This is a genomic window from Alteromonas genovensis (assembly GCF_010500895.1).
GTDB classification, from domain to species: Bacteria; Pseudomonadota; Gammaproteobacteria; order Enterobacterales; family Alteromonadaceae; genus Alteromonas; species Alteromonas genovensis.
On sequence record NZ_JAAAWO010000009.1, the window covers coordinates 161,364 to 182,390 of the forward strand.

Here is a 21,027-nt window from a genome sequence, read left to right on the forward strand (position 1 = left end):
TGACACACATTGGCCGATACACTTTAATCTGGCGCTACGTATTTTAAGACTATGCATTTTAAGACTATGCATTTCGGCATTATGACGTGTTGGCCTAAAACTAGGTGTTAAGTGCTAGATGCTAGGTATAAGTATTGGATATTCAGCACCTTCAAACTCTGTGTAATAAAAATATCTGTAAAATAAAAAGAATAATGACACAGAGTATAATCAGCCAAATAGCGCTGTATTAATTCGGACGTTGCGGTGCTTGCTGTATGGCTTGCCGTGCCCCGTTCCTATTTGCAGCATTAACTTACGTGTATCAGCATTAACTTACGTGGTCGAAAGCTATGACTTTCAGTATTAAGCAAAAACTCATTATTTCACTTATTGTTGCTGTACTAGCGGCATCTATTTTAGTTGGGTCTATTAGTCAGTGGATTGCTCGTGACCTCGTTAAAGAAAACATGGAAACTCTGCAACTTCCCGCCCTGTTAAAGCAAATTGGAAACCGCGTGGATAGCGAAGCAAACGTAATGCTTACCGTTGCCCACAGCATTGCCTCGAACCCGGATATTTTAGCATGGTCGGCCAGCGGTGCAGATAAAGCGGGCGAACGCAGATTGCTTAACTATCTCAACGACATTGTGGGTTTTAACGATCTTACCGTTGCTTCTTTTGTTGATAGAAATACCTACAAGTATTGGAATCAAGATGGTTTCTTACGCACCTTAAAAAATGACGAGTTCGACGGGTGGTTCTTCGCCTATAAGGACAGCGGTGAGCCAATTTCACTTAGTTTGTACAATGAACCAGGCCAAGGATATCGACTGTTTGCAAATTATCAGCAAATTAACGGCAGTGGCATGTCAGGTGTTGCAAAATCCGTTGATGAGCTGCTTACCATCATCAATGCCGTTAAAATTGCGCAAACTGGCTTTGTCTATCTTGTTGACGGGTCGGGAACGATTATCGCTCATCCTGATACAAAACTGTTAGGTAAAGCTAAATTAGCCTCTGTCAGTGATAATCAAACTGCATCAGCTTTGCTAACTAAACAAGACTTCGCCATGGCTACCAGCGAACAAGGCAATGGCAATGACAATGGCAAAATGCTGTATGCAAGCACTTATGTAAAAAAGGCTGGTTGGTACGTTGTCGCTCAGGTTCCTGAAAGCGAACTATATGCATCTTTGAATGCAGGAAGCCAGCAAATCATTATTTGGTCATTGATCATCGCTGGCGGCTTCGCGCTTATCGGTATTTGGCTTGCAGGCACATTAACTAAGCCCCTTGAGTCACTTGCAGATATTTTCCAACAGTTAGGAAAAGGTGAAGGCGACCTTCGTGCACGTATACCGGTTCCAGAGCAAAAAGAAATTGCCCGCCTCGTTGAAGGTTTCAATCAGTTCATCGACCATTTACACGCCACCATTTCTAAGGTGGCAAAAACCAGTGAAGAATTGAAATTATCTGCGGCTGACGTAACCCGCCAGTCACAGCAAACCGAGTACTCAACAAAGAGTCAGCGTGACCAAACGTTGCAAGCCGCTGCTGCATTAACTGAAATGGGCAGTACAGTGAGTGAAGTAGCTCAATCGGCAACGCACGCGGCGCAAAACGCTAATCAAGCAAATACAAACTCAGAACAAGGTCGACAAGTTACGCAAAAGGCCGTAGTTGCTATTCAAGACTTAAGCGGGCAGATACAAACGGTATCTGGAGTAATTCAGTCTCTCGATGAGCACACCAGCGCTATCGGTGGCATTCTTGATACTATTCGAGGTATTTCAGAACAAACCAACCTACTTGCGTTAAATGCGGCTATTGAAGCAGCTCGGGCTGGCGATCATGGTCGCGGATTTTCAGTTGTAGCAGATGAAGTGCGAACGTTGGCTCAGCGAGCAGCCCAGGCCACCGATGAAATTCAGGTGAAAATTGATAAATTTCAGCAAGACTCTAAGTCTGCGGTAGATCAAATGGAAACGAGCCGCACAAAAACCGATGACGTGGTGACAGCCACTAACGAGATTGACGCCTTGCTTCAAAAGATTACTCACGAAATTTCAACCATCAATGACGTGAATACCCAAGTAGCCACAGCCACTGAGCAGCAAGCTGTTGTGGTAGAGGATATCAGCCGCAATATCAACGACATTAGTGCTTCTAGTGAAGAAACCTTAAACGCAACTCACGTTTTAGTGAGTGTGAGCGACAGGCTAGATGAACTTGCTAAGGCGTTATCAATTGAAGTTAATAGGTTTAAGATTTAAACCTGCATAGCGCATTTGGTGTAACACATTTGATTAAAAGAACGCATTTGGTTTAACGCGTGCACTTGGTTTAATTGACGCTTGGTATAAATAGCGTACTGGTTACGACCAGTGCGCTACTTCGCCGGGTCTCTAAAGACGTACCACCCGCTATTGAACAGATGCTTTCGTAAGAGATGCCGCACGAGTCTCGGTTTTTTCTTCGGTAAACCAATAGTTACCGCCTTTATCCACACACACTCCCTCAACCTGCTTATAACCCTCTAACGGCCAAATAGAGGTTAATGTGAAGTCTTGCGACACTTCAGCGATGAAGGCTTCGAAATTACCAAAAGGGTCTGATTTGTAACCTACGATCACGTATTGATGTTTACCCGAATCATAGTCCACTCCTGTGACGACTCCTGGCAAACCAGATATGGCAGCGAATGGCGTGAGCACTTGCAGACTTTCGCCTTCATTTATTCGATAAACATGAGTAATACCCGAGCTCCAACTCTTGGAGAAAAGCAGTAATTCGTTGCCTTTTTTCACCATGGCTTCGGCGTCGAAATCATGGGCGTAGGGTATGTTGCTATTCACATTATTAGCAGCGTATTTGATAGACAGCGTTTCGATGTCTTTCACATTTTGCTGATTCACTTTATACACTGCAACCTGCTCTCTCTGCCCTTTGTTGTTGCCAATATCGGCGACATAGAAGTAATTACTGTCTGCACTCACTGCTTCCCAGTCATTGTTAATAATGGGCAGAGTAATTGTTTGTTTCAGTTTGCCGCTATAACTTACTTTAAATACAGCGGGCGAATTTCCTGAGTCGTTAATTGACAGCACATGGTCATCAGCGCAAAAAAGTCCCGATGTTTCTGACAGCGTTGAAGGTAATATTATCGTTTCTTCTATGTGGAGACCCATTGAGGAGGAAGGAATAGGGGCCATGCAACCGCTCACTGCGCAGAGTATTGATACTGCGTAAGCCAAACGCAATGAAGGTATGAAAGAATATGTCACAGACTATCTCAATGGCACTGTTCACAAGGAGTGAAAAGAATAGCAAATAATCAGGGGCGTGTTGACCTTTACCGTGTATTATTGAAGCGTTTATTTGTGCATTGAAGAGAGCGCAGAGAGTGCACGGCAAAGTGCATACAAGAATAACGTGTTAGCTAGACCGACTTTGGTCTAAACACTATCAATACCCGTATGTGTATTAACGAAAATTAATAAAATAGTAGCGGCGCGTGATGTTTAGCTACGGAACTACACCGATGTTAATAAGGAAATAATCGTGTCTGATCCCTTACTTTCTCTTGTTGCGGTAGGTTTACTCTCTATCGGCTGTCAATACTTGGCATACCGGGTTCGACTTCCCGCCATACTGCCTCTTCTTATTGTTGGTATTGTGGTAGGCCCAGTGTTTGGCATACTCGATGCCGATGCGTTATTTGGCGACTTACTGTTTCCGGTGGTTTCACTTTCCGTTGCTATCATTTTGTTTGAAGGCTCGCTTACGCTGAAGTTTAAAGACATTGCTGGGCATGGCAACATGGTACGCAACCTATGTACCGTAGGTGTTTTAATAACAGGGCTTATCTCTGCTGCAGCCGCGCACTATTGTTTGGATCTTACCTGGCAACTGTCCTGTCTGTTCGGCGCTATCGTGACGGTGACCGGCCCCACTGTGATAGTGCCTATGCTTAGAACGGTGCGCCCCCATACTAACCTAGCTAACATACTCAGATGGGAAGGGATTATTATCGATCCTATTGGGGCATTACTGGCAGTGTTAGTGTTTGAGTTTATTGTGGCATCGCAAGAAACCGCCATTACGCAAACCTTTATCGCCTTTGGCAAGACCATAGGCATTGGCTCTTTTCTTGGGCTTGCCTCAGGCTATTTCCTTGGCATGTGTGTACGCAAAGACTGGATCCCCCACTATCTCCTCAATACCGCAGTGCTAACCATTATTTTGGGTGTGTTTGCCGCGTCTAACTATGTCGCTCACGAATCAGGGCTATTGGCGGTCACTATTACTGGCATGGTGATGGCCAACATGAAAGATGTGGATGTAGAGGATATTTTAGAGTTTAAAGAAACACTTAGCGTGCTGCTTATCTCAGGCCTCTTTATTTTACTGGCCACACGATTAAACCTAGACTCCGTGGTTGCCGTTGGCTGGGGTACGCTAGTGGTGCTTGCCATAATTATGTTTATTGCACGCCCAATATCTGTGTTGGTCTCAAGTATTGGTACAGGCTTGAAGCTTAACGAGATTGCGCTTCTCAGCTGGATAGCACCACGTGGAATTGTTGCCGCAGCAGTATCTGCACTTTTCTCGTTAAAGTTAGAGGAGATTGGTTACGAGGGCGCAGGCATTATAGTGCCTATTGTGTTTATGGTTATCATTGCAACCGTTGTTGTGCAAAGCATTACTGCTCGCTCTGTCGCTACGCTACTTAAGGTTCGTGCGCCAGCACCTACTGGCTACCTGTTCTTCGGAGGCAGTAAGTTCAATCGTATGTTGGCAACAGAAATGTTAAACCAGAAGCTTGAGGTCGTTGTGACCGACACCAACTGGGATGCGATTAGAGAAGCTAGAATGATGGACATTCCAGTTTATTTTGGTAACCCCATGTCAGACCACGCGGCTCGCCATTTGGAATTATCCACTATTGGCACTGTGCTTATTATGTCTCCCTATAAGCAGTTGAATCCACCTATTGCCTATCACTTCGAGAATACGCTGGGCAAAGACAAGGTATGGGCGCTAACCAATAATGAGCAATCTACACGTCCTAGTCATCAAGTGAGCAACCAATACGCGAAAAAGCTGATGTTGTTCGATGAGGGTGTGACTTATGGTTATCTGGCCTCTGCGGTTGCAAAAGGGTCTACGATAAAAACCACACCACTTTCAGAAGAATTTGATTATGAGCAATACATTCATAAGTATGGGGATAGAGCCACACCGCTTATTGCCATTGATAGTGATGGAAAAAGCTTTACCTTTATTAACGGGAACAGTATTGAGCCTAAGGCGGGATGGCGCTTAATTAGCTTGGTAGAGCCTGAGCCGGAACCTGTATCACTAGATGGCTCTGAGTAGAAAGTAAGAAAACCTCCTGCCACCGGCAGGAGGCCTCTCCCTGGAAAACGCGTAACGCAGTGTACGTTTAGAACGAACTTTATTGTTTGAATTTTACTACTGTTACATCGTCGACGTAATTGTTTGCAAAAGCTAAACCAGATTTTAAAAATCGTTTATTTACAATAAGTTAGGCCAATTCCGAGTGAAATCAACACGGTCGCCGTTAACACCGCGTTTCAACATGGTGCACCCAGCGCACTGTACTGGGGTTCACATACTAACCAAAAGTCTAAGATGAACATGTGAATCACTGACATCACCTATTCTGATGCGCTTCCCTTTTTTTGCTTTGTCTTGGCTGAGCCTATTTTAGATACATGTCTTTCTCGGTAAGGCGGGTTTTAAATATCTCACCTCTTATCGCTACTTAACAATATCACTCCCAATATTAAATAGAATGGGCTAAACACGATAGGGTTTTATGCAGTGCACCACTGTTTTCACTTAGTACCAGACTGCCTGCGTTTCCTGCTTTTTGTCGAGTCTCTTGTGACGAAAGCCATGTGCCGCAGGTTTGTGCAACCTCTTGTGCATTACTTACAATCTTCAGTGCTCCGCGGTCAATTAAGTGTTGGCAGATGACCGGATTATTGTACGTGTTAGGCCCCATTAGAATAGGCAGTGAAAAAGCAGCAGGTTCGAGTGCGTTGTGTCCGCCTCTATCTGCTATAGAGCCCCCAACAAAGGCGATAGTGCCAACCGAATAGGCGTGATTCAAGCGACCCATTTCATCAAGCAAAATTACCGGACTGTTTATGTCAAAGGTGTTCGCTAAGGAGCTTCTTGTAAACGCTATATCATGTGATTCAAGTAATTCAGCAACTGTATCGAAACGTTCCGGATGGCGAGGCACGATAATGAGCACAAGAGTCGGGTGAGTTTTCCACAGACGTTTTACCGCCTCTATCATCGCTTCTTCCTCAGGGGCATGAGTACTGCCAGCAACTAAAACTGGCCCGTTGTGATTTTCCAGCCCCATAAAACGAGCTGACGCTGTAGACACTGAAGCCGCTTGATCAAACTTTATATTATTGGTGAGGGTCAGTTTCTGCTCTGGTAGCCCTAAAGCCAAATAATTGCGGTAATCTCCTTCACCTTGAGCGCATACGTGGCTCACTTTATTAAGCATAGGTTGGAAAACCCTGCTTATCTTTTGATATCGACGTGCAGACCTATCCGTCATTCTTGCATTGATTACCACGACAGGAACCTTACGCTTCCAACACATATGAACCATGTTTGGCCATAGTTCCACTTCGGTGACCAGCACTGCTTTCGGCTGAATACGTTTAAGCATCATTGCCATACATAGTGAAACGTCAAATGGCAGGTAACAATGGTTGACCTTATCGCCAAAGATGTCTCTTACTCTAGCCGAGCCTGTAGAGGTGGTTGTGGTAACTGTAATACTTGTATGGGGTTCATCAATCAGTAACTGCTTAATGACACAGGAAGCAGCAACCACCTCACCCACCGACACACAATGTATTAAATAACCATTATGACTAGTTGGCGTAGGTACAATCCCAAATCTCTCAAACTTTCCGTGTTGATACAGTGAGTGTTGGTCCCGTTTTCTACTGGCAAGTTTTGCTATTGCTAAGGGGATTAAAAGAAGGAGTAAAAATGAATACAACCAGCGGTAAAGTTCATCGACGAGTGTGGGCTTGCCACAGTCTCGCTTTTCAGCAGACATATATCTTCCTTAACACTCAGTAGAAAAATCTAAACAATTAGAAGGTAACAATAAGGGGTGTATGGGGCTAAGTATACTTATTTGCAGAATTTCTATCAGTAATAGAAAACAAAAAAGCCGCTCGAAAGCGGCTTTTTTAAGACTTTAAAAAAGTAAGCGATTATACGCCTGCTTTTTCAAGAACGTCTACAAGCATCCAAGTTTTGTTCTTAGATAGCGGGCGACATTCACTTATAGTTACTAAGTCGCCTTTGTTGCATACGTTACTTTCGTCGTGGGCGTGAAGCTTAGTAGAGCGCTTGATGAACTTCCCGTAGATAGGGTGTTTAACAAAACGTTCAACAACAACAGTAATGGTTTTATCCATCTTGTTGCTAACCACACGACCTTGCACTGTACGAATTTTTTGCTCAGTCATTACGCATCAGCCTTTTGAGTCAGAATGGTTTTAACACGCGCGATGTTACGACGTACTTTTCTCAACTGGTCAGTTTTTTCAAGCTGGCCTGTTGTGTGCTGCATGCGCAGGTTGAACTGTTCGCGTAGCAGGTTAATCAACTCTGCGTTCAGCTCTTCTACGCTTTTTTCTTTCAGTTCAGTCGCTTTCATTACATCACCGTCCGAGTTACAAAGGTTGTTTTAAATGGCAGTTTAGCCGCTGCCAATTCAAACGCTTCGCGTGCAAGATTTTCAGGAACACCTTCCATCTCATAAAGAACACGACCAGGCTGAATTTGGCATACCCAGTACTCAACGTTACCTTTACCTTTACCTTGACGCACTTCTAGAGGCTTCTCAGTAATTGGCTTGTCAGGGAAAACTCGAATCCAAATTTTACCTTGACGCTTAACGTGACGAGTCATAGCACGACGCGCTGCTTCGATTTGACGCGCAGTCATTCGACCGCGGCCAGTCGCTTTAAGGCCGTAAGTACCAAAGGCTACAGTGCTTCCTGCAGCCATGCCGCGGTTGCGGCCTTTGTGCATCTTACGGAACTTCATGCGTTTTGGTTGTAACATGATTAGCCCTCTCGCTTAGCGTTGCGGCCTTTCTTCTTAGGTTGAGAAGCCGGTGGCTGCTCTTGAGTTGTAGGTAATCCACCTAGAACTTCACCCTTGAAGATCCAAACCTTAACGCCGATGATGCCGTAAGTTGTTGATGCTTCTGAGGTTGCGTAATCGATATCTGCACGGAAAGTGTGCAGTGGAACGCGACCTTCACGATACCATTCAGAACGTGCAATTTCTGCTCCGCCTAAACGACCGCTAACTTCAACTTTAATACCTTTAGCGCCTAAGCGCATTGCATTTTGTACCGCACGCTTCATAGCACGACGGAACATAACACGACGCTCTAGCTGGCTAGAAATGCTGTCAGCTACTAACTGACCATCTAGCTCTGGCTTACGTACTTCAGCGATGTTGATCTGAGCTGGCACACCGGCTAGCTTAGATACATAGTTACGCAACTTCTCTACGTCTTCACCTTTCTTACCGATTACAACGCCTGGACGAGCTGTGTGAATAGTCACACGGATGCTCTTAGCAGGACGCTCGATCACGATTTTAGAAAGTGAAGCGTTCTTTAGTTGCTTAGTCAGATACTGACGTACCTGATGATCGTTATACAGGTTGTCCGCATAGTCTGCAGTATTAGCGTACCAGGTAGAAGTCCATGGTTTACTGATACCCAGGCGTATACCTGTAGGATGTACCTTCTGTCCCATTATCTACTCCTAGTTATCCGCTACAACCACAGTAATGTGACTGCTGCGCTTAAAGATGCGATCAGCACGGCCTTTGGCGCGTGTTTTGATTCGCTTCATAGTTGGACCTTCGTCAACAAAGATTTTGGCTACGACGAGCTCGTCGATATCCGCGCCCTCGTTGTGCTCTGCGTTAGCAATCGCAGACTCCAAAACTTTCTTTACTAGCGCTGCGCTTTTCTTCGGGCTATACGTAAGAACTTCTAATGCTTTCTCTACGTGTAAACCGCGAACCTGATCCGCAACCAAGCGTGCCTTTTGAGCCGACGTGCGGGCAAAACGGTGTTTAGCTAATGCTTCCATCTTCCTACCCCTTAACGTTTAGCTTTCTTATCCGCGACATGGCCGCGGTAAGTACGCGTTGGCGCAAATTCGCCCAACTTGTGGCCGACCATTTCGTCACTAATAATGACAGGTACATGTTGTCGACCGTTATGGACCGCAATGGTCAACCCAATCATATCTGGGATGATCATGGAACGACGAGACCAAGTCTTAATTGGCTTACGTTCGTTCTTTTCCACTGCAGCCTCTACCTTCTTCAGCAAGTGAAGGTCGATAAATGGACCTTTCTTGAGAGAACGTGGCATGGTGAATCCTCGCTGTTACTTGTTACGACGACGTACGATAAGTTTATCGGTACGCTTGTTGCTTCGGGTTTTCTTACCTTTAGTAGGAACACCCCAAGGAGATACTGGATGACGACCACCAGACGTGCGCCCTTCACCACCACCGTGTGGGTGATCAACCGGGTTCATGGCAACACCACGAACGGTAGGACGGATACCACGCCAGCGCGTTGCACCAGCTTTACCCAATGAACGAAGCATGTGTTCTGCATTACCAACTTCACCAATGGTGGCGCGGCAATCAGATAATACTTTACGCATTTCGCCAGAGCGTAGACGTAAAGTAACGTAGTTAGTGTCACGTGCTAAGATCTGAGCGTAAGCGCCAGCAGAGCGTGCAATTTGTGCACCCTTACCAGGCTTCATTTCAATTGCGTGTACAACACTACCAACAGGAATGTTACGCATAGGCAATGTGTTACCAGACTTGATCGGAGCATCCGAACCAGACTGGATTGCATCACCAGCTTTCATACCCTTTGGAGCCAGAATGTAACGACGTTCACCATCTGCATACAATACTAGTGCAATGTTAGCAGAACGGTTTGGATCGTATTCTAAACGCTCAACTTTGGCTGGAATGCCATCTTTGTTGCGTTTAAAGTCGATCACACGATAGTGTTGCTTATGACCACCACCAATGTGACGCGTAGTAATACGACCATTGTTGTTACGACCGCCAGATTTGCTGTTCTTTTCAAGCAAAGGTGCGTACGGTGCACCTTTGTGCAGGTCAGGGTTAGTAACCTGAACAACGTGACGACGACCGGCAGAAGTTGGCTTAGCTTTCAATAATGGCATTTCTAATCCCCTTCTTACTCAGCGCCACCGACAAAGTCGATGTCCTGACCTTCTTTAAGAACCACGTAGGCCTTTTTCCAGTCGCTGCGTTTACCGAAAGACATACCGTGACGTTTAGTCTTACCTTTAACGTTCACTGTGCGAACACCTTCAACTTCAACTTCAAACAGTTTTTCAACTGCAGCTTTAATTTCGGCTTTGTTCGCGTCTTTGGCTACTTTAAATACAACTGTGTTGTTCGCTTCAGCAGCCATTGTAGACTTTTCTGAAACGTGAGGTGCTACTAGCACCTTCAGTAGACGTTCTTCTTTCATGCTAACGCCTCCTCAAGTTGTTTAACCGCATCAGCAGTAATTAGCACTTTTTCGAATGCAATCAAGCTCACTGGGTCAATGCCTGCTACGTCGCGAACGTCAACTTTATACAAGTTGCGAGCCGCTAGGAACAAGTTTTCATCTACTTCAGGAGTAACGATAAGAACATCTTTCAGTTCATATTCGTTAAGTGCTGCAATAAGTTCTTTTGTCTTAGGTGCTTCAACACCGAACTTCTCAACCACGATCAAACGATCTTGGCGAATTAGTTCTGACAAAATGCTCTTAATCGCACCGCGATACATTTTCTTGTTAACTTTTTGTTCGAAGTCACGAGGCTTAGCTGCGAAAGCACGGCCACCGCCAACCCAAATTGGGCTACGGATTGTACCAGCACGAGCTCGGCCAGTACCTTTTTGACGCCATGGCTTCTTACCGCCACCACGAACTTCAGCGCGAGTTTTCTGCGCTTTTGTACCCTGACGCGCGCCTGCACCGTAAGCTACAACGACTTGGTGTACCAAGGCTTCGTTGAATTCACGTCCAAAGGTCGCTTCGGATACTTCAAGAGCGCTTTGCGCGTCTTTCAATGTTAATTCCATCAGTTCACTCCCCAGACGTTACGCTTTAACAGCTGGCTTGACGATAACGTCATTGCCAGTTGCGCCAGGTACGGCACCTTTAACAAGGATAAGGCCGTTCTCTACGTCAACACGTACAACTTCCAAAGACTGCGTAGTCACTTGCTTGTTACCAAGCTGACCAGCCATTTTCTTGCCTTTGAAAACTTTACCTGGTGATTGGTTTTGGCCAATTGAACCAGGAGCACGGTGAGACAAAGAGTTACCGTGAGTCATACGCTGAGAACTAAAGTTCCAACGTTTGATCGCGCCAGCAAAACCTTTACCTTTTGATGTACCAGTGACATCAATCTTTTTGGTATCGTTAAAGATTTCAACAGTGATTTCACCGCCTACTTCAATATCGTTACCTTCGTTATCTTCTAGGCGGAATTCTGCTAGAGTGCGACCAGCTTCAACACCAGCTTTAGCAAAGTGACCTGCTTCGGCTTTGTTGACGCGGTTTGCTTTCTTAGTTCCAGCAGTAACCTGAAGAGCGCGATAACCGTCAGTTTCTTCAGTGCGTAACTGAGTAACACGGTTTGGGGTCGCTTCAATAACAGTCACAGGGATTGACGTGCCATCTTCAGTGAAGATGCGAGTCATACCCACTTTACGACCGATTAGACCAATCGCCATTGTTATAACCCTCTCTTGTTAGCCCAGGCTGATTTGAACATCAACACCAGCAGCCAAGTCCAAACGCATCAACGCGTCAACTGTTTTATCAGTTGGTTCGATGATGTCTACCAAACGCTTGTGAGTACGAATCTCATATTGGTCACGTGCATCTTTATTTACGTGAGGAGATGTCAATACCGTATAGCGTTCTTTGCGAGTAGGCAGTGGAATAGGACCGCTGACCTGAGCACCAGTACGTTTCGCCGTTTCAACGATTTCAGCCGTAGACTGATCGATCAACTTGTGATCAAACGCTTTCAAACGAATACGAATTCTTTGATTTGGCATCGATTAAGCTCCAATCGAAAGAACAAAAAAATTCACCCCTTCTTCTCTATTTCGTTCAGAGAGAAAGGATGTGCGTAAACCGATGGTTCCCAATTGGAACCCTGTTCTTATTTCTAGCACGCTTGTAATAGCTTGGTCGGTAAAGACAAATCTCTTACGTCGGCAGCCACCCTAAAAGCAGTGTGGTTGCGGCTAAAAACTCATTGCCCTAATAGGACAGTGGGCGCGAATTATACAGATGCTAGCCACCAATGCAACTACTAGTTTGCTTTTTGTACCGTATATATGACAGAAAAATGAATTTACTCTGACACAATCGAATTAGTACACTCAAATTGGCACGTTCGAGTTAAATCAAGCGATTTTGTACAGACCATCTAGCGAAGCTACCTGTAACCTAGCGCATTGCAATGCCCTCGGGCTGAAACGGGTAGCCTAGCGCTTATTACACTTCCATTGTTGCTCCAGTTTATGTAAACCTATATCGTTACCGTTATTGTAGGTATATAGTAGCTATTTAGCAGCGTGTTCGCCGCATGATAGCAACGTGCAGACATTTTCGTAAGAAAGGGATGAAGCACAAGGTTTCACACCGTTAAGTAGTGAGAATATGGAAGTAGTTAATAATCAACAAACGTTTTCGCAAATCAAGCGTATTTTACACAATCACTCTACGTTACTCGATGCCTATGGTTTGCTCGAACCAATTATTCTAGAGTTGTTTGGCGCTCAGCGGATGAGTATTTTCCAGCGTCGCCGTCAGCATCAAGATCTTGTCGCAAGATTTAAGACGGGTAAAGAAACGCTGGAGATTAAGGTACCCATCAATGCGATGTCGATAGCCGGGTACGTTGCGCTGTCGCAAAAACCGGTTGTGATTGACGACCCCTACAACGCGACAATGCTTCAAAGTATTCATCCAAGGTTACGCTTTGAAGGCAAGTTCGACAAAGACAACGACTTCAAAACCCAAAATATTCTGTGTGTTCCTATAATGAATGCAGGGGTGTTGATGGGTGTTATTCAAATCATCAACAAGACCGACAGTGCCTTTTCTCAAGATGATCTCAAATTGGGTAACGCACTTGCACTTATACTAGGGGACAAATTTCGCTTCGAGCTAGGTGGAACGAATAACCCATTCGACTTACTTGTGCACAAAAGCCTGTTAGATGAGCACACATTAGAAGAGCTTAATTTATCGACGCCAGATATTCGAGCGTTTGTGCAACGGCTTATTTCGGAACATCGTATTCCCGAGGAAGAAATTGGTAACTCTCTCTCTATTCATTACCAAGTGCCCTTTATTCCTTACTTACCCGACAAATATCATCGCTTTGAAAATGAAAGTAAACTCAATGTGTCGTATCTAAAACGCAACTATGTTGCGGTTATTGCTGATGCACACGATAAGCCCATTGTATTAATGGCAGAACCCAATAATGCAGCGCTTCTCATGGAAATTGAGACTGCAATGGGTATAGAGAGCTATGAAATTGCGGTTAGCCTACCAAGTTTAATACTGCAATACCTTGGTGAGAACAGCGGTGGCGGCGGCCCCGGTGAAATGAGTGATATCCTAGATGAAATCGGTATGTCTAGTGATGAAAAAGAAGACCAATTTGATGAGCTTTCAGATGACGCCCCGGCGGTTGTTCGTTTGGTAAGCCGTGTGTTACATGATGCGAAGCGACTCAATGCGTCAGATATTCACATCGACCCTGAAAAGAATGCCCCAACCCGCGTACGTATGCGCGTAGACGGTGTGTGTCGAGACATGAACCAAGTGCCCCACTCTCACCATAACGCGGTAATAGCCCGTATTAAAATAATGTCGAATTTGAACATAGCTGAAAAACGCGTTCCTCAAGACGGTAAGCTAGCCTTTAGAATGAACGGCCAGCTTGTTGAAGTTCGTGTGGCAACTATTCCTACTGTTGCAGGTGAAGGCGTAGTAATGCGGATATTGGCCTCGGGCGGCGCTATGCCAATAGACAAAATGAATTTGGCGCCCAATAATCGCGCCCGCCTTGAAGATATGATTAAAAAGCCTCACGGCATTCTTCTTGTCGTAGGGCCCACAGGTTCAGGTAAAACAACCACACTGCATGCCATTCTTGGGTACTTAAACACCCCTGAGAAAAAAATATGGACTGCTGAAGATCCGGTGGAAATTACACAGCCTGGTTTACAGCAAGTTCAAGTAAGCCCCAAAATTGGTTTCACCTTTGCCAATGCATTGCGCGCGTTCTTACGTGCTGATCCAGATATTATTCTTATCGGTGAGATGCGAGACAAAGAAACGGCTCATGCAGGTATTGAAGCGTCACTGACAGGTCACTTGGTATTATCTACACTGCATACAAACTCGGCGCCGGAAACGATTACTCGCTTGCTCGATTTAGGGTTAGACCCGGTTAACTTTTCAGATGCCTGTGTAGGTATACTTGCCCAGCGCCTTATCCGAACGCTGTGCGGGAAGTGTAAAGAAAAATACGTAGCATCAGATACCGATATGGCGTTTATTGAGCGCCAGTATGGTAAAGACCAAATGCATGAGCTCAACCTCTCTGGAGTTCCAGAGCTTTATAAAGCAAAAGGTTGCTCAGAATGTGGTAACACGGGTTATAAAGGCAGAACGGGTGTTCATGAATTACTTGGTATGACACCCGAACTTCGCTCGCTAGTATACAAAGAGTCAAGTGTGGCGCAGATGAAAAAGCAAGCCACAGACGATGGCATGCGTACTCTGGTACAAGACGCCATTTTTAAAGTACTTAAAGGCGATACTGATTTAGCACAAGTGCAAATTGTGAGTGGAGATTAGTCAAAAAGGCTAATATAAAGCGAATAAAAAAGGCCTTCGTAATAACGAAGGCCTTACTCTTTGTGAACGCTTATATCGACAAGGCCCATTTTTGTATTAAGGCCTTATCGAAGCATCTCTTTATTTACGGAGATATTCACGGATGACGTAATGTAGGATCCCGCCATTCTCAAAGTAAGTAAACTCATTAGACGTATCTATTCTAATGTCCATGCTAAATACTTTCGACTCTCCGTCATCGGTTTCCATTGTTACGCTAACCTCTTTCTGGCCTCGCTCTACAGGAGCAATTGAGAAAGATTCATTGCCTTTTATGTCTAAAGAAGATGCAGAGTCGCCTTCTTTAAACTGCAGCGGTAGTATTCCCATGCCAATCAAGTTTGAACGGTGAATACGCTCATAACTTTCTGCTAGCACAGCCTTCACACCCATTAGCGAGGGCCCTTTGGCAGCCCAGTCTCTGCTTGAGCCGGTACCATATTCTTTTCCGCCGATTACTACAGCTGGTACGCTATCGTCTTTGTAGCGCATAGCAGCATGAAATATAGACATGCTATCGCCGCTTGGGTAATGGGTTGTAGCGCTTCCTTTCGTGCCCGGTGCTAATTGGTTTTGCAAACGTACATTAGCAAAAGTACCTCGCATCATGACTTCATGGTTACCCCTACGTGAGCCATAAGAGTTGAAGTCTTTTGGATCAACGCCCTGAGCTTGAAGATATTCACCTGCAGGGCTATCTGGCGCAATGGCTCCCGCCGGTGAAATGTGATCAGTGGTGATTGAATCGCCCACTTTTACCAAACACCGTGCATTTTCGATAGATTGAAGCGCGGCCGGCTCTTTCTCCATCACTTCGAAGAACGGAGGATGTTTGATGTACGTTGAATCAGGCCAATCGTAGACTGACGTTTCACTAACACTAAGCTCGTTCCACTCACCGTTGCCCTTAAACACATCGGCATACTTTTCTTTAAAGAGTGCACCGGTTACGTTTTCAGTAATGTACTTTTGAATTTCTTCTTCTGAAGGCCATATATCTTTGAGATATACAGGCTCGCCATCTTTAGACTTACCTAAAGGCTCCTTGGTAATATCCGCGTTCATGTTGCCGGCTAATGCATAAGCCACGACAAGCGGCGGTGATGCTAAATAGTTTGCAGCAACATCGGGGTGAATACGTCCTTCGAAGTTTCGGTTGCCCGACAGTACAGAGGTAACAGTGAGCTTGGCTTTTCTTATGGCATCGGTAATAGGGTCGGGTAGCGGCCCTGAGTTACCAATACATGTTGTACACCCATATCCTACCAAGTTAAAACCAAGCGCTTCTAACGGCGCCATCAAATTGGCATCTTCCAAGTACTGGGTTACAACTTGCGAACCTGGTGCAAGAGAGGTTTTTACCCATGGTTTACTGGTTAACCCTTTCTCTGCTGCTTTTTGTGCTAATAATCCTGCGGCCACAAGTACAGAGGGGTTAGAGGTGTTTGTGCAACTCGTGATTGCCGCAATCACAATTGCCCCATCTTCTAAATTGAATTTGCTATCTCTGAAATTCACATAGGAATCATGTTCTTCGTCAACATCGCTGCCGCCGACTAGTCCGCCCTCGGCCACAAACTCTGTTTCTTCATCAAGTACCTTCACATCAATTTGTGAGCGATGCCATTCGTTAAATGCTTCAGCCGCTTTATCGAGCGCAATTTTATCTTGCGGACGTTTAGGCCCGGCAATAGAAGGAACCACGTCGTTTAAGTTCAGCTCAAGTGTTTCGTGATATTCGGCGTCTTTTGAATGGTCGTCATGCCATAGCGAACTGTACTTCGCATATTTCTCAACAAGCTCAATTTGCGCTTCATCTCGGCCAGTTAAGCGAAGATAATCGAGAGCTACATCGTCAATGGGGAAAATTCCGCACGTAGCGCCGTATTCTGGTGCCATATTGGCAATAGTGGCTCGATCGGCTGTTGTAAGATGCTTCAAGCCTGGCCCAAAGAACTCAACAAATTTACCCACTACACCGTGCGCTCTAAGCTGTTGAGTGATGGTAAGTACCATATCTGTCGCGGTCACTCCGGCAGGAAGCTTACCCTCTAATTTAAAGCCTACTACATTAGGCAATAGCATGGTTACAGGCTGACCCAGCATGGCGGCTTCAGCTTCGATACCGCCCACACCCCAACCGAGTACCCCTAAACCATTAATCATTGTGGTGTGAGAATCTGTACCGACTAAGGTATCTGGATAAACAAAGGTGCCTTCATCCGTTTCTTTAGTGAACGCACAACGCGCTAGGTATTCAAGGTTAACTTGGTGGACGATACCACGACCTGGAGGAACCACTTTGAAATTGTCGAAACTAGACTGTCCCCACTTAAGGAACTGATAACGTTCGCGGTTTCTTTCAATCTCTATATCAGTGTTTTTTTGTAGTGCATTTTCTTCTGCAAAATGGTCGACCATTACGGAGTGGTCTATGACGAGTTCTACCGGGTTTAATGGATTAATAGCTTGAGCGTCACCGCCAAGACGGTCTACCGCATCGCGCATAGCCGCTAAGTCGACAATAGCCGGAACACCAGTAAAGTCTTGCAGAATAACCCGTGCAGGGACGAAGGAAACTTCGAGTTCTTCGTTGTTTGATGTATCCCACTTAGCAACATGTTCAATATCTTCGCTGGAGACAAATTCCTTGTCTTCATGGCGAACCAGATTTTCTAAAAGTACCTTGATGCAAAAGGGAAGGCGATCGAGTGCGTACTTTTCATTGATGCTGTCGAGATTGATAGCCTTGAAAGTTTTACCCTTTACTTCAAGGTCTGAAAAAGACTTATAGGTCATATGGTCACTATCCTTATTTGCCTGTTCGAATTCTATAATGTTCGCTGAACGAGAAGACTTTAGGAAAGACCTAGAGTGCAGCGTGTACACCTAAACGTTCAGCTGCTAATTCTTATACGCATTAGACATGAAAAAAAGTTCATGTAAGGTCGTATTTTTCATCTCATCTATTTAGTTAGCGTACTATTACCTTATATTTATCATTGTAGGTTACCAAGTAAGAGTCTGCTGTGTTGCCGAGCTTCTCTTTTTATTGTTCTTGTGTCATAGGTATAGAATTGAAGTTACCAAACGTATACCAATCTACTGACAAAAAGAATAAAGCACATGCACCCACTTATTCAAAAATATGATTTAGCGCCACATCCAGAAGGCGGATATTTCAAACAAGTCTATAAATCAGCAAATACAACTATGTCTCATTCACATGGACAACCCCGATCTGCGCTCACCCATATTTACTTTCTTTTACTGAAAGGCGAAATGAGCCGCTTTCATCGCGTGCTTCATGATGAGGTGTGGAATCATTATGAAGGTGCCCCCTTACAATTAATTCAATTACACGATACAACGCTTACGCAAAAAACAATAGGTAGCCAAGAGGCGGGTTATGTCGATATTGTGCCTGCTGGCAATTATCAAGCGGCGTTCAGTACTGGAGATTATAGCTTAGTGGGATGTACAGTAGCGCCGGGGTTTGATTTTGAGGATTTTAGCTTTATCGACGACCCGTCAACTACGCTCTGGTTAGACACCTATCACCCGAGTATGAGCAAATTTATATAAGGCCCACATGCGCACCCCTTCTGTATTTTAGTTTGGTCTTACCTCAGATTTTATAGGGGTTGGCGCTGGATTTTTTATCGCCAATCAAGGATGATATTAAACAAATCATGAATATACGTCTGCACGTCTAAATTTTATAGGCTGTTAGGCAATTTTACTCAACCCCCGCAGGTAGCCCAACTATGTATAAATTGGTACTTATTCGTCACGGAGAGAGTCAGTGGAACTTAGAAAATCGTTTCACTGGGTGGCATGACGTTGAATTGACCGATACTGGTATTGCGCAAGCAACAACCGCTGGTCAGATGCTTAAGGAAGCAGGATTCGAATTCGATCAGGCCTACACGTCTGTATTGCTTCGCGCAATCAAAACACTGAATATCGCACTTGAAGAGATGGGCCAACACTACCTACCTGTTGAGCGTCACTGGCGTTTAAACGAACGTCATTATGGTGCGCTTACAGGTTTAGACAAAGCAGAAACTGCTGCTAAGCATGGCGAAGAGCAAGTGAAGGTATGGCGTCGTAGTTTTGATATTCCACCGCCGGCAGTAGAAACTGACAGTGAACATTTCCCTGGTCATGATCGCCGCTACAACAATGTAGATGCTGAAATATTACCGCGCGGTGAAAGTCTAAAATTAACAATAGAACGTGTGCTTCCCTATTGGCATGACGTTATTCGCCCTCAAATTCAAGATGGCAAACGTGTGATCATTGCAGCGCACGGCAATAGTTTGCGTGCTTTGGTGAAATACTTAGACGGTATGTCTGATGAAGAAGTACTAGGACTTAATATCCCTACAGGCGTTCCTTTAGTTTACGAACTAGATGAAAACCTAAAGCCTATTTCAAAAGAGTACCTTGGCGATCCAGAAGCTATCAAAGCAATGATGGATGCTGTTGCAAAACAAGGTAAAGCGAAATAGCATAAGGCGAAATAGTCTAGGCCCTGTAGCGTAAGGCTAGAGAGCCTATAGAATACTCAATTACAAAAGCCAGCAGTCAGCTGGCTTTTTTTATCAATGCGCTATGGACGCAAATATCTATTACCCATGCCAAGCGATAATTTATTTAGCGCTAACCAACTTCTCTAAAAGTACTTCGATCCGCTTGACACTATCAATAAGTAGCGACATTTCGGTTTGATCGTTGTCAGTTGAGTTTGACGTAGATTTCATACCAGATGCAATCTGGTCTTTTTGGGTTAGAATTGTTTCTCTGAAGTTAGCGGCATCATTTATACCGATGAGCGAAACTAACGCGCCCTGCGCGGATTGACCTGCAGTTTCAAACGATAATCGATACAGATTAAACAATCTCATTAGAGGCCCTTGAACCATCGCCACATCAGTAATTTTTTCCAAAGGTATCGACTTCTCTTCCTTATTTAGAATCCCTCTTTTTACAACCAGCTTACGCTCAGTAATAGTGGCTGACATAGCGGCGAGTGTTCTGCCGCTAATAAAATAGAACAATGGAATGGAGATTATAAGAAAAGGAATACCTATTACGATTAGTGTCGAAAATAATAATAGACTGACCAACCAGTAAGTTTTTACCGATGGATTAAACGTCGCCTCTAAAATTACTTTCTCTGACATCAGTTAGTCCCTTTTCATAATTTAAAAATAATGGTACTCGATGATAGAGAATAAATGGGGTCAGAACCACATAAATAATAAAGGGGATCAGGTCCACATTTTCTATTGGCTATTCTAGTTTGAGCCCTTAGATAACAACGTAGGGTTCTGTTCTCTTTTATAAGCGTTGAATTTGATCTTGTTTGTTTAGATTGGGGATAAATGCTGTTCTGACCCCATTTATTTTTGAGTTCGATAGCCAGGCTTCAACGCTATAAATAACAATTTATTGGGTTCTGACCCTGTTTTATGTTGGTTAGGTTGGATGTAGTGAATGCAATTGAGGATTAACGTGGACCTGACCCCCATTATTTTGGGGGGCAGAAAGCAAAAAACCCGCCGTTAGGCGGGTTTTTCTTAATGGGACCTGGCAGTGTCCTACTCTCACATGGGGAAGCCCCACACTACCATCGGCGCTAATACGTTTCACTTCTGAGTTCGAAATGGAGTCAGGTGGTGCCGTATCGCTATGGCTGCCAGGAAAAACTGGTTAACAATCAAGGAAATCTGATATCAATGCAATCAAAGAGTAGTGAGTATTTACTTTTCACTCTACTTGCTTTATTCGTTTTGTGCTTGTCATTTTACAACACACCAGCCTAAAGCTTCTTGGGTGTTGTATGGTTAAGCCTCTCGGGCAATTAGTACAGGTTAGCTTAACGCCTTACAACGCTTCCACACCCTGCCTATCAACGTCATCGTCTATAACAACCCTTCCAGAACTTAAAGTTCAGGG

The 21,027-nt window shown here is 44.7% G+C and carries 20 protein-coding genes and 2 rRNA genes; 5 read left to right on the forward strand and 17 right to left on the reverse strand.

What is annotated here, in order from left to right:
* Positions 1-332 precede the first annotated feature (332 nt).
* Positions 333-2,255, forward strand: coding sequence for a methyl-accepting chemotaxis protein (locus GTQ48_RS12820; RefSeq protein WP_163107032.1), 1,923 nt, complete (start codon positions 333-335; stop codon positions 2,253-2,255).
* Positions 2,256-2,405: 150 nt separating this feature from the next.
* Here GTQ48_RS12820 and GTQ48_RS12825 read toward each other — a convergent pair whose 3' ends face one another.
* Positions 2,406-3,194 carry a hypothetical protein gene (locus GTQ48_RS12825; RefSeq protein ID WP_239060114.1) on the reverse strand — a complete coding sequence of 263 codons (789 nt, stop codon included), beginning with the start codon at positions 3,192-3,194 and terminating at the stop codon, positions 2,406-2,408.
* Positions 3,195-3,543: 349 nt separating this feature from the next.
* On the opposite strand from GTQ48_RS12825, the gene GTQ48_RS12830 reads away from it, so the two are divergent.
* Entirely contained in the window at positions 3,544-5,361 is a 1,818-nt protein-coding gene (locus tag GTQ48_RS12830; RefSeq protein ID WP_163107033.1) for a cation:proton antiporter domain-containing protein, read from the forward strand.
* A 430-nt stretch (positions 5,362-5,791) separates the two neighbouring features.
* On the opposite strand, the gene GTQ48_RS12835 is transcribed toward GTQ48_RS12830, so the two are convergent.
* The 12 genes from GTQ48_RS12835 to rpsJ form a co-directional block, all read right to left on the reverse strand.
* Entirely contained in the window at positions 5,792-7,099 is a 1,308-nt protein-coding gene (locus GTQ48_RS12835) for a 3-deoxy-D-manno-octulosonic acid transferase (protein WP_163107034.1), read from the reverse strand.
* A 160-nt stretch (positions 7,100-7,259) separates the two neighbouring features.
* Positions 7,260-7,517, reverse strand: coding sequence for a 30S ribosomal protein S17 (gene rpsQ, locus GTQ48_RS12840; RefSeq protein ID WP_032095150.1), 258 nt, complete (start codon positions 7,515-7,517; stop codon positions 7,260-7,262).
* Positions 7,517-7,708, reverse strand: coding sequence for a 50S ribosomal protein L29 (rpmC, locus tag GTQ48_RS12845; RefSeq protein WP_014947980.1), 192 nt, complete (start codon positions 7,706-7,708; stop codon positions 7,517-7,519). Before rpmC ends, rpsQ begins: the two co-directional genes overlap by 1 nt.
* The gene (gene rplP / locus GTQ48_RS12850; protein WP_032095149.1) at positions 7,708-8,118 is read right to left on the reverse strand and encodes a 50S ribosomal protein L16; all 411 of its coding nucleotides are present in this window, start codon (positions 8,116-8,118) and stop codon (positions 7,708-7,710) included. Before rplP ends, rpmC begins: the two co-directional genes overlap by 1 nt.
* Before the next feature lie 2 nt (positions 8,119-8,120).
* Positions 8,121-8,825 carry a 30S ribosomal protein S3 gene (gene rpsC / locus GTQ48_RS12855; protein ID WP_032095148.1) on the reverse strand — a complete coding sequence of 235 codons (705 nt, stop codon included), beginning with the start codon at positions 8,823-8,825 and terminating at the stop codon, positions 8,121-8,123.
* Between the two features lie 9 nt (positions 8,826-8,834).
* Complete coding sequence (gene rplV / locus GTQ48_RS12860; RefSeq protein WP_032095147.1) at positions 8,835-9,167, reverse strand: 50S ribosomal protein L22; 333 nt, start codon at positions 9,165-9,167, stop codon at positions 8,835-8,837.
* Between the two features lie 11 nt (positions 9,168-9,178).
* Complete coding sequence (rpsS, locus tag GTQ48_RS12865; RefSeq protein WP_012516961.1) at positions 9,179-9,454, reverse strand: 30S ribosomal protein S19; 276 nt, start codon at positions 9,452-9,454, stop codon at positions 9,179-9,181.
* A 15-nt stretch (positions 9,455-9,469) separates the two neighbouring features.
* Entirely contained in the window at positions 9,470-10,294 is an 825-nt protein-coding gene (gene rplB, locus GTQ48_RS12870) for a 50S ribosomal protein L2 (protein ID WP_032095146.1), read from the reverse strand.
* 14 nt (positions 10,295-10,308) lie between these two features.
* Positions 10,309-10,608 carry a 50S ribosomal protein L23 gene (rplW, locus tag GTQ48_RS12875; RefSeq protein ID WP_012516959.1) on the reverse strand — a complete coding sequence of 100 codons (300 nt, stop codon included), beginning with the start codon at positions 10,606-10,608 and terminating at the stop codon, positions 10,309-10,311.
* On the reverse strand, positions 10,605-11,210 hold the full coding sequence (gene rplD / locus GTQ48_RS12880; RefSeq protein WP_032095145.1) for a 50S ribosomal protein L4: 606 nt from the start codon (positions 11,208-11,210) through the stop codon (positions 10,605-10,607). Before rplD ends, rplW begins: the two co-directional genes overlap by 4 nt.
* A gap of 18 nt (positions 11,211-11,228) precedes the next feature.
* The gene (gene rplC / locus GTQ48_RS12885) at positions 11,229-11,867 is read right to left on the reverse strand and encodes a 50S ribosomal protein L3 (RefSeq protein WP_032095144.1); all 639 of its coding nucleotides are present in this window, start codon (positions 11,865-11,867) and stop codon (positions 11,229-11,231) included.
* A gap of 18 nt (positions 11,868-11,885) precedes the next feature.
* A complete protein-coding gene (gene rpsJ / locus GTQ48_RS12890) occupies positions 11,886-12,197 on the reverse strand; it encodes a 30S ribosomal protein S10 (RefSeq protein WP_006012796.1) in 312 nt (103 codons plus the stop codon).
* A 610-nt stretch (positions 12,198-12,807) separates the two neighbouring features.
* On the opposite strand from rpsJ, the gene GTQ48_RS12895 reads away from it, so the two are divergent.
* Complete coding sequence (locus GTQ48_RS12895) at positions 12,808-15,024, forward strand: GspE/PulE family protein (RefSeq protein ID WP_163107035.1); 2,217 nt, start codon at positions 12,808-12,810, stop codon at positions 15,022-15,024.
* A 120-nt stretch (positions 15,025-15,144) separates the two neighbouring features.
* On the opposite strand, the gene acnA is transcribed toward GTQ48_RS12895, so the two are convergent.
* Positions 15,145-17,862 (reverse strand): aconitate hydratase AcnA, encoded by a 2,718-nt coding sequence (gene acnA / locus GTQ48_RS12900; protein WP_163107036.1) that lies wholly within the window; start codon positions 17,860-17,862, stop codon positions 15,145-15,147.
* 327 nt (positions 17,863-18,189) lie between these two features.
* On the opposite strand from acnA, the gene GTQ48_RS12905 reads away from it, so the two are divergent.
* Both GTQ48_RS12905 and gpmA read left to right on the forward strand, forming a co-directional pair.
* Positions 18,190-18,648: a cupin domain-containing protein gene (locus GTQ48_RS12905; RefSeq protein ID WP_163107037.1), complete on the forward strand. Its 459-nt coding sequence runs from the start codon at positions 18,190-18,192 to the stop codon at positions 18,646-18,648.
* Positions 18,649-18,830: 182 nt separating this feature from the next.
* Positions 18,831-19,577, forward strand: a complete 747-nt coding sequence (gpmA, locus tag GTQ48_RS12910; RefSeq protein ID WP_163107038.1) for a 2,3-diphosphoglycerate-dependent phosphoglycerate mutase — start codon at positions 18,831-18,833, stop codon at positions 19,575-19,577.
* 141 nt (positions 19,578-19,718) lie between these two features.
* On the opposite strand, the gene GTQ48_RS12915 is transcribed toward gpmA, so the two are convergent.
* The 3 genes from GTQ48_RS12915 to GTQ48_RS12925 all read right to left on the reverse strand — a co-directional run.
* Positions 19,719-20,252 carry a PH domain-containing protein gene (locus GTQ48_RS12915; protein ID WP_163107039.1) on the reverse strand — a complete coding sequence of 178 codons (534 nt, stop codon included), beginning with the start codon at positions 20,250-20,252 and terminating at the stop codon, positions 19,719-19,721.
* Positions 20,253-20,656: 404 nt separating this feature from the next.
* Positions 20,657-20,772: ribosomal RNA gene (gene rrf / locus GTQ48_RS12920) — 5S ribosomal RNA — on the reverse strand.
* 139 nt (positions 20,773-20,911) lie between these two features.
* Positions 20,912-21,027, reverse strand: a 23S ribosomal RNA gene (locus tag GTQ48_RS12925); the annotation flags it as partial.

Excerpts from the sequence above, each read along its gene's own strand:
- rpsS (WP_012516961.1), bottom strand. The coding sequence starts at position 9,454 with ATGCCACGTTCTCTCAAGAAAGGTCCATTTATCGACCTTCACTTGCTG.
- rplC (WP_032095144.1), bottom strand. The coding sequence starts at position 11,867 with ATGGCGATTGGTCTAATCGGTCGTAAAGTGGGTATGACTCGCATCTTC.
- GTQ48_RS12825 (WP_239060114.1), bottom strand. The coding sequence starts at position 3,194 with ATGGCCCCTATTCCTTCCTCCTCAATGGGTCTCCACATAGAAGAAACG.
- rplW (WP_012516959.1), bottom strand. The coding sequence starts at position 10,608 with ATGAAAGAAGAACGTCTACTGAAGGTGCTAGTAGCACCTCACGTTTCA.
- rplP (WP_032095149.1), bottom strand. The coding sequence starts at position 8,118 with ATGTTACAACCAAAACGCATGAAGTTCCGTAAGATGCACAAAGGCCGC.
- rpsC (WP_032095148.1), bottom strand. The coding sequence starts at position 8,825 with ATGGGACAGAAGGTACATCCTACAGGTATACGCCTGGGTATCAGTAAA.
- gpmA (WP_163107038.1), top strand. The coding sequence starts at position 18,831 with ATGTATAAATTGGTACTTATTCGTCACGGAGAGAGTCAGTGGAACTTA.
- rpmC (WP_014947980.1), bottom strand. The coding sequence starts at position 7,708 with ATGAAAGCGACTGAACTGAAAGAAAAAAGCGTAGAAGAGCTGAACGCA.
- rplD (WP_032095145.1), bottom strand. The coding sequence starts at position 11,210 with ATGGAATTAACATTGAAAGACGCGCAAAGCGCTCTTGAAGTATCCGAA.
- rplV (WP_032095147.1), bottom strand. The coding sequence starts at position 9,167 with ATGGAAGCATTAGCTAAACACCGTTTTGCCCGCACGTCGGCTCAAAAG.
- GTQ48_RS12820 (WP_163107032.1), top strand. The coding sequence starts at position 333 with ATGACTTTCAGTATTAAGCAAAAACTCATTATTTCACTTATTGTTGCT.
- GTQ48_RS12895 (WP_163107035.1), top strand. The coding sequence starts at position 12,808 with ATGGAAGTAGTTAATAATCAACAAACGTTTTCGCAAATCAAGCGTATT.
- GTQ48_RS12915 (WP_163107039.1), bottom strand. The coding sequence starts at position 20,252 with ATGTCAGAGAAAGTAATTTTAGAGGCGACGTTTAATCCATCGGTAAAA.
- GTQ48_RS12905 (WP_163107037.1), top strand. The coding sequence starts at position 18,190 with ATGCACCCACTTATTCAAAAATATGATTTAGCGCCACATCCAGAAGGC.
- rpsQ (WP_032095150.1), bottom strand. The coding sequence starts at position 7,517 with ATGACTGAGCAAAAAATTCGTACAGTGCAAGGTCGTGTGGTTAGCAAC.
- GTQ48_RS12835 (WP_163107034.1), bottom strand. The coding sequence starts at position 7,099 with ATGTCTGCTGAAAAGCGAGACTGTGGCAAGCCCACACTCGTCGATGAA.
- acnA (WP_163107036.1), bottom strand. The coding sequence starts at position 17,862 with ATGACCTATAAGTCTTTTTCAGACCTTGAAGTAAAGGGTAAAACTTTC.
- rplB (WP_032095146.1), bottom strand. The coding sequence starts at position 10,294 with ATGCCATTATTGAAAGCTAAGCCAACTTCTGCCGGTCGTCGTCACGTT.
- rpsJ (WP_006012796.1), bottom strand. The coding sequence starts at position 12,197 with ATGCCAAATCAAAGAATTCGTATTCGTTTGAAAGCGTTTGATCACAAG.